This window comes from Frankia sp. CeRuru1, assembly GCF_977966315.1.
Window position 1 is genome coordinate 1 of sequence record NZ_CDWWEW010000257.1, and the last position, 7,349, is coordinate 7,349.

The window sequence follows — 7,349 nt, forward strand, 5'->3', positions numbered from 1 at the left end:
GCATCACGTCCACGACGACCCCCGTTGAGCCGTCGCCGCGGCTGTCGCGGCTGCCGTGGCTGCCGCGACAGCCGCGCGTGATCCAGGTCAGACGGCCGCGGCGGCCGGGTGCCCGACGGTCAGCGCGAGGGCGGTGATCTCGTCGCGTCCGTCCGCGCCGACCAGCCTGTTGAGGTCGTCGTCGAAGAAGCCGAACACCGCGCAGGTGGCGAGGTCGAGCCCGGTGGCGACCAGCATGAGGTTCTGGGCGAGCACCCCGGCGTCGAGATGCGCCGAGCGGTAGGCCCGATGCCCGTAGTGCCAGACGACCCGGTCCAGGGAACAGGTGAGGACCAGCGTGGCGGGGCAGGTGCCGACGAAGTCCTGCATGCAGCCGGCGGTGAGGCCCGGTCCGGGATCCCCGGGGCTGACGAGCTCCAGTTCGTGGCGGACCGGCTGGTAGTAGTAGACCCCCGGGTCGAGGTCGTCCACCCGCCTGGCCGCGACGTAGACATTGACCGGTTGCAGGGAGCCCGCGGACGGGGCCATCCGGACGGGAATGGACCCGATCGGGGTCTGCGCCAGCTGCTTGACCCCGGCGGCGTGGTGCAGCAGGTCACCGAGATCGGCCAGGTCCAGCGGCCGTCCGTCGTAGGCGTAGCAGCTGTGCCGGTCGGCGATGACCCGGTTCAGCGGCGGCAGCCCGGCCCGGCCGCCGGGCCGGGGCAGTGCGACCGCCGGCGCGTCGCTGTACTCCTTGACCAGGCTGATCTCGTCTGATCCGTCGGTGTCGTCAGAGTCGTCGGTGGACGGCAGGTCGAGCGGCCCGGCTGGGGCGGTCAGGTTGCGGTGGATGACGTCGAGCACGCGCAGGGGCGGGCTGTCCGCGGTGGTGGCATGGGCCCCCATCGCGGTGACCAGAGCCCGGTCGGCGGGAGTCAGGTCGGCGGGAGTCAGGTCGGCGTCGGATGTCGCGAGCGAGTCCATCGGTCCTGCTTTCGCGGTCGTCCGGGTGGTCAGGCGTACCGGAGCGGGGTCAGGCGTAGGGGAGGGGGAAGGTGTTGAGCTCGGTCTCGGGCAGCTCCGGCCAGCCCAGCGTGGCGGCGTGGGCCAGTACCCGGCCGCGGCCCCAGGTGGGGAAGGCGGCGGGGAAGTTGGGCACCAGGCCGGGAATGATCACGCGGACGACCCGCAGCCCGCAGGCGGCGACGTCCGGCGTGGTCAGATCGGCGTAGAGGATCTCGTAGCCGCGGCTCTCCACGATCTTCTGGTATGTCCCGAGATCACGGGCCGCCAGGCCGGGGACGGTGTCGAACGCCCGTGTCGCCGGCACATCGAGCCACGGTGCGACGTGCGCGCGGGCCCGCGGGTCGAGGTTCAGCTGCTGCTGGCACAGCAGCTGCACGACGTCGCGGAAGTCGGGGCGGTAGGCGTCGAGGTAGGAGCGGTCGGGGCGCTGCGGCTTGAGGTAGTCCCCGCCGCGGTTGTGCTGGTCCAGGACGTTGCGGATGGCGCACTCGTCGTCGGGCCGGTCGAGGTCGCGGCTGCCCTCCTGCAGGATCAGCGCTTCCCCCCAGGCCTTGAGCAGCGCCTCGCCCGGGTCGGCGCGGGCCGCGAAGCCGATGGTGAGCAAGCGGTCCGGGCCGTGCTCGACGACCCCGGCCATCACCGGGATGCCGAACTCGTTGTCGAGGTGGATCGCCCAGGCCCGCTGGCCGGCCGCGGCGGGGTCACCCGACCAGTAGGCGGCCAGGTGGTCGGGCAGGGCCAGCGCGGGCAGCGGGTGGCGGTTGGCCCACCAGGTCATGGTGGCGTCGCGTTCGACGGCCTCCTCGACGGCGGAGGTGAGCGCGAACTCCAGGCTCGGCCCGGCCTGGACCCCGACGTAGTTGTGGAAGTGCAGGGCCGGTTCCGCGCCGGGGGCGTCGGTCCGCCAGTTGATGTAGACCTGGCTCGCGGGCAACCAGGTGTCCTCGCCGGTGGTCAGGGACCGGCCGCGGACCCAGTGCACGGCGAGGTCGCGGGTGAAGCGGCGGAAGGGGAACCCAGCGGTGTCGTACTGGCTCTCGGAGTACAGGACCAGCCGCTCCGGGTCCAGCGCCGCCTCGCCCCGCCGCGCCAGCTCGTCGTAGGAGGCCCGCACCGGGGTCAACGTGCCCGTCCAGTTGGCGCTGTAGCGCTCGGCCGCCTCGCCCAGCGCGGCGGCCACGGCGGCGTCGCGGCTGGTGAACGAGGTACCACCGCACAGGACGTCGTTGCGCCATGGCTGCCGGGCCGCGTTGGACATGTCAGCCACGTCGGCGGTGACGGTGTGCAGAGCCGCCGGCACGCTGGGGTGGTGGATGGTGTCCCGTAGGCCGACCACGATGCCGGTGCGGGGGCTGACCAGTGCCTTCGGGGTGGCCGCCCAGCCGGTGAGCAGTTCCGGCCCGAAGTACGCGGGGTGCGGGAGGACGGGGTGGACGGTCAGCGCCAGGCTCAGCGGGTCGGCTTCGAGCTCGGCGGACAGCAGCCGGCACGGGGCGCCGGCCAGCCACCGGGAGAGCTCGATGACCAGCACGTCGGCCATCCAGGCCAGCTCGGGTCCGGGCGGCACGTAGGCGTTTCCCCAGTAGGGCGCGGTGGCAAGCGCCGACCACAGCCGCGGGTCGGTGCTCGCGGACCGGCGGCGGTCGACCAGATCGGCGTGGTCCGCGGTGCGCCCCGGCACGACGAGGGGGCCGAGGACGCCGATACCGCGGTCGAGGTGGAAGCCGGCCCAGGGGACGCCGGCTGCCGCTGCCGCCGCCGCGGTCACGGCGACCCGGCTGGTGTCACCGGCGACCGTGGCCGTCACCACGAGGTCGACGTCGCCCACCTGCCCCGGCAGGCCCGGTCGCACCCTGCGGATGCCGCCGCGGACCATGGCCTCGCCGAGCGCGACGACCATGATCTCGTCGCCGTCGAGCAGCACCCGGGCACCGGCGGGGCGCTCCGGGCTCGCGGGCGCCTCGGGCCACCGGCCCCAGTGCCAGGACCGGGGCGCCGCGGCGGCCTCGGTCAGGCAGCCCTGCTCCAGCAGCGCGCCGAGGACGTCCGCGGCCACGGACGGGTCGGCGCAGCGGGCGGCGATTTCGGGGACGGTGGCGGCGCCGTCGCAGGCGCCGACGATCTCGGCCAGTTCGTCGGGCGGGAGCTCGATCTGGAGGACCTCGCCGCCAGGGGTCGTGATCAGGGACGTGTGGTCGGGCCCGCGGTGCAGTGTCAGGCCGACGATGTGCGCAGGCTCGGTCACCGGCACCTCCTCTCCGATCGGTGGTCCGTCTGGTCGTCCGGCGGTGCCCGGGGCCACGGTGGCACTGCTGCCCGACACCGCGGTGCCGCCCGGACCTGCCGTGCCGCCCTCCCGGGCGGGCGGCACGGCAGGCGTGACTGGCGTCACTTCCACGCGTACGCGGCAACAACGGAGATGTTGTTGTTGTGCGCGGCGTTGGCCGCCCCCGTGCGCACGAGCGTGGTCTTGCGGATCGAGACCTTCTTCATGGTTTGCTCACCTCCTCTCGGGGTGTCAGATGCCGCCTTGTCCCAGGGTCGGCGGCGGTGGCGGACGTGAAGGCCAGCTGGGCCTGACCTGTCAGGGGGTGGACGTAGTGCGCGGCCCGCACGTCGAAGACGGCGAGGATCAGTTCGGGGGTGAGGACGTCGGCGGGCCTGCCGCCGGCGACGACCCGGCCACCGTCGACGACGAAGATGCGATCGCAGTAGCTGGCGGCGAGGTTGAGGTCGTGCAGGCACACGACCGTGCTGACACCGAGGCCAGCGACCAGGTCGAGAACCTCGAGCTGGTAACGCACGTCCAGGTGGTTGGTGGGTTCGTCCAGCAGGAGCAGGCGGCTGCGCTGGACCAGCGCCCGCGCGATCAGGACCCGTTGCTTCTCCCCGCCGGACAGGGTGGCGAACGGGCGGTCGACGAGGCCGCCGACGACGCCCACCCGGCCCAGCGCCGCGGTGACGGCGGCGGCGTCCGCGGCGGTGTCCCGGTCGAAGGCCCGCTTGTGCGGGAGCAGGCCCATGGCGGCGATCTCGCGGGCGGTGAAGTCGAACTCCGTGGGCGTCTCCTGGACGACGACGGCGGTCCGCCGCGCCAGCTCACGCTCGCTCAGCGCCCAGGCGTCGTCACCGTCGACGGTGACCAGACCCGCGATCGGCCGGACCATCCGGTACACGGTGCGCAGCAGGGTGGACTTGCCGCTGCCGTTGGGCCCGACCAGACCGACGATCTCGCCGCCCTCGCAGTTCAGGTCGGCGCCGCTCAGGACGACGGCGTCGCCGAGACGTACCTCGATCCCGGCCAGTCGCAGTGTGGTCATCCGCCCCCCAGCTGCAGGCGGCGGCAGATGAGCCACAGGAAGAACGGGGCGCCGGCGACGGCGGTGACGACGCCCACCGGCAGCTCCTCCGGCGCGGCGACCGTGCGGGCGGCCAGGTCCGCCCAGACCAGGAAGACGGCGCCGCCGAGGGCGGCGACGGGCAGCACGCGCCGGTGGTCCGGCCCGACGAGCATCCGGCACACGTGCGGGACCATCAGCCCGACGAAGCCGATCCCGCCGCTGACGGCGACCATCACGGCGGTCAGCAGCGAGGCCAGCACGAACAGCTGCCGGCGCAGACGCTCCACCCCGACGCCGAGGCTGGTCGCGGACTCGTCACCGAGGACGAGCGCGTTGAGCCGCCGCGCCTGTGTCGCCAGCGCGATCGTGCCGGCGAGCACCGCGGCGGCGGGCAGCCCGAGATAGGACCACCTGGCCCCGCCGAGGCCGCCGAGCTGCCAGAACAGCACCGACCGCGCCTTGATCCCGTCGGTGTCCGCCCGGAAGATCAGGAAGCTTGTCACCGCCGTGAGCAGGTAGGACACCGCCACCCCGGCCAGCAGCAGGCGCAACGGGGAGATCCGCCCGGAGCGCTGCGCCATGGCGAAGACGAGCCCGAAGGCGGCGAGGGCGCCGAGGAACGCCGACACGGACAGCGAGTACACGCCGAACGCGGACCAGCCGAGCAGGATCACGGTGACCGCGCCGACCGAGGCACCCGAGGTGATACCGAGGATGAACGGGTCGGCGAGCGGGTTGCGGACGAGGGCCTGCAGGATCGTGCCGACGACAGCCAGGCCGGCGCCGACGACGACCGCGAGCAGCGCCCGGGGGAGCCGGACCTCCCACACGATCAGGTCGTGCGGGCCGCCCGCGCGTCCCAGGGCGCCGCCGGTCAGCCGGTCGGCGACGACCTGCCAGACGGTCACCGGCGGAATCCGCACCTGGCCCGCCGAGACCGAGACCACGACCGAGACGAGCAGGGCCGCGGCCAGGCCGAGCAGGACCAGCCCGAACCGGACGCGGGACGCGGGCGGCCGCGGCGCCGTGGCCGCCCCGGGCTCCGGCGGTGCGGTGTCGGTCGCCGGTGGCTGAGGCCCCGCTGGTAACCGTGTTCCCGTGAGCAGCTTCGTCCCCGGCACCGGTCTCAACCCCGGTCGCCGAGGTTCTCGACGATCGTCCGCAGCGCCTCGACGTTGCGGACTCCGAGCAGGAGCTGATGGTTGGGCACGATGAAGATCTGGTTGTTCCGGACCGCGTCGATGTTCCTGGCGGCGGGATGATTCTTGAGGCGGTCGATGAGAGGCTTCGCCTCGAAGCCCGAGCCGTCCCCGTAATCGATGGCCATCACGACCTCGGGATTGCGCTCGACGAGCTGCTCCCAGGTCACGTTGCCGAAGACACCGGAGACGTCGTCGAACACGTTCTCCGCGCCAGCGCTGTCCAGCAGCATCGTCGCGAGCGCGTCCTCGCCCTGCGTGCCGGGGACGTCCTCACCGGAGTCGTCGTACACGAACACCCGCGGCTTCGTGCCACGCCCGGCCGCCGTGGCCTCCAGCTCCTGCACCGTCGAGGTCATCTCCCCGATGACCCGGTCGGCCTGCTCCGTCGCCCCGAAGACGCTCGCCAGGCTGCGGATCTGCTCGTAGAGCGCCGGCCACGTCGGGCGGCCGTCGATGCAGTCCTGGCCGAGGACGAAGGAGGAAACGCCGTCGCCGCGCAGCGACTCGCGGCTGATTCCTCTTTCCTCCGCGAAACTGCTCTCCCGCCGGCTGACCATGAGCTCGGGGTCGACCGACAGCAGCAGCTCGCGGGTGATCCCGCCCCTGGTCGACAGGACGTTCAGCGACCGGTACGCCGCGGCCAGGTCCGCCCGGGGCTCGGTCTGGTTGAGGGTGGCCACCCCCACGATCCGCTCGGTGAGACCGAGGGTGAGCATCGTCTCGATGACGCTCTGTTCCTCGGCCACCACCCGCTTCGGCGCGGCCTCGTAGGTGGTGGTGACCCCGCAGTTGTCCACCGTCACCGGGAAGCCGGCGGTGGTGGCCGAGGGCGCCGACGCGGCCGCGGGATCCCCGTCACCGCCGCCATCGCCACAGCCGGCGGCGACGAGAGCGAGCGCGGGGACCAGCAGGAAAGCGGCCGTACGCCGCAGTAGGCTCAAGGGTAGATCCTCTCGGGGACGGATGTGCCAGGGCCGGTCGTCGTGCCGGGGCCGGCTGTGCGGGCGGCCGTCGGGACGGCCCCCTGCACGAGATGGCGGGCCAGGACGGGCCACAGCCGGCTCGTCGGCGGCAGCCGGCGGCGTTCCAGCGCCGCGATGCCGGTCAGGTGCTCGACCAGCACACGGTCCAGCCCGGACCGGACGAAGACGTTGCGGTACGCCTCTGAGCCGGCCATCCACAGCGGAAGCTGGACAAGCCGGGCGGGGTCGTGGAAGTAGCCGGCCTCGATCCGCGAGCGCCGGGCGGTTACGGCGCGGGCGAGGCGCAGGTGGGCCAGACCGAGCGGGCCGAGCCGGTCGTAGCTGATGTCGACGGCCACCACCTGCCCGCCGGGCCGGGTGCAGCGCCGCCAGTCGGTGACGGTGGCCTCGGGGTCGAGCATCGTCCAGAGCACGAGCTTGGCCACCGTGGCGTCGAAGTGCCCGTCCGGGAAGGGGAGCGACGAGGCGTCGGCCACGTGCAACTCCACCTTCAGGCCGGCCGCGTCCGCCTTGCGGCGGGCCTGTGTGAGCATCGACTCGGACGCGTCGACCCCGACCACCTCGTAGCCGAACGACGCGAGCAGCAGCGCCATCGACCCGGTGCCGCAGCCCACGTCGAGCACCCGGGCCGGCGGCGGGCCGAGGACGCGGTGCCACAGCAGCTCCCAGGCCCGGGCCTCGCCCGCGGTGTGACCGGAGGCGGTGATCCCGGCGTCGCCGCGCCAGACGTCGAACGTCGGGGCGGCGGCGTCCCAGTAGGCGCTGATGTCGGCGGACGCGAGGGGCCGCGCCGCGCCGCGCACCGTGTGCTGGGG

The 7,349-nt window shown here is 73.4% G+C and carries 6 protein-coding genes; all 6 read right to left on the bottom strand.

Annotation, left to right across the window (positions count from 1 at the left end; genetic code table 11):
- Window positions 1–87: 87 nt before the first annotated feature.
- Window positions 88–966, bottom strand: a complete 879-nt coding sequence (locus AC08OP_RS17130) for a SagB/ThcOx family dehydrogenase (RefSeq protein ID WP_476615112.1) — start codon at window positions 964–966, stop codon at window positions 88–90.
- A gap of 49 nt (window positions 967–1,015) precedes the next feature.
- Window positions 1,016–3,253 carry a YcaO-like family protein gene (locus tag AC08OP_RS17135; RefSeq protein ID WP_476615113.1) on the bottom strand — a complete coding sequence of 746 codons (2,238 nt, stop codon included), beginning with the start codon at window positions 3,251–3,253 and terminating at the stop codon, window positions 1,016–1,018.
- Between the two features lie 244 nt (window positions 3,254–3,497).
- Window positions 3,498–4,328: an ABC transporter ATP-binding protein gene (locus AC08OP_RS17140; protein WP_476615114.1), complete on the bottom strand. Its 831-nt coding sequence runs from the start codon at window positions 4,326–4,328 to the stop codon at window positions 3,498–3,500.
- Window positions 4,325–5,470 (bottom strand): FecCD family ABC transporter permease, encoded by a 1,146-nt coding sequence (locus tag AC08OP_RS17145; protein WP_476615115.1) that lies wholly within the window; start codon window positions 5,468–5,470, stop codon window positions 4,325–4,327. Before AC08OP_RS17145 ends, AC08OP_RS17140 begins: the two co-directional genes overlap by 4 nt.
- Before the next feature lie 5 nt (window positions 5,471–5,475).
- Window positions 5,476–6,492: an ABC transporter substrate-binding protein gene (locus AC08OP_RS17150; protein ID WP_476615116.1), complete on the bottom strand. Its 1,017-nt coding sequence runs from the start codon at window positions 6,490–6,492 to the stop codon at window positions 5,476–5,478.
- The coding region (locus tag AC08OP_RS17155) for a class I SAM-dependent methyltransferase (RefSeq protein ID WP_476615117.1) at window positions 6,489–7,349 on the bottom strand (861 nt) is incomplete at its 5' end. The genes AC08OP_RS17155 and AC08OP_RS17150, both read right to left, overlap by 4 nt.

Bases quoted from the DNA above. Each gene is read 5' to 3' on its own strand.
- AC08OP_RS17130 (WP_476615112.1), bottom strand. From the start codon at position 966: ATGGACTCGCTCGCGACATCCGACGCCGACCTGACTCCCGCCGACCTG.
- AC08OP_RS17140 (WP_476615114.1), bottom strand. From the start codon at position 4,328: ATGACCACACTGCGACTGGCCGGGATCGAGGTACGTCTCGGCGACGCC.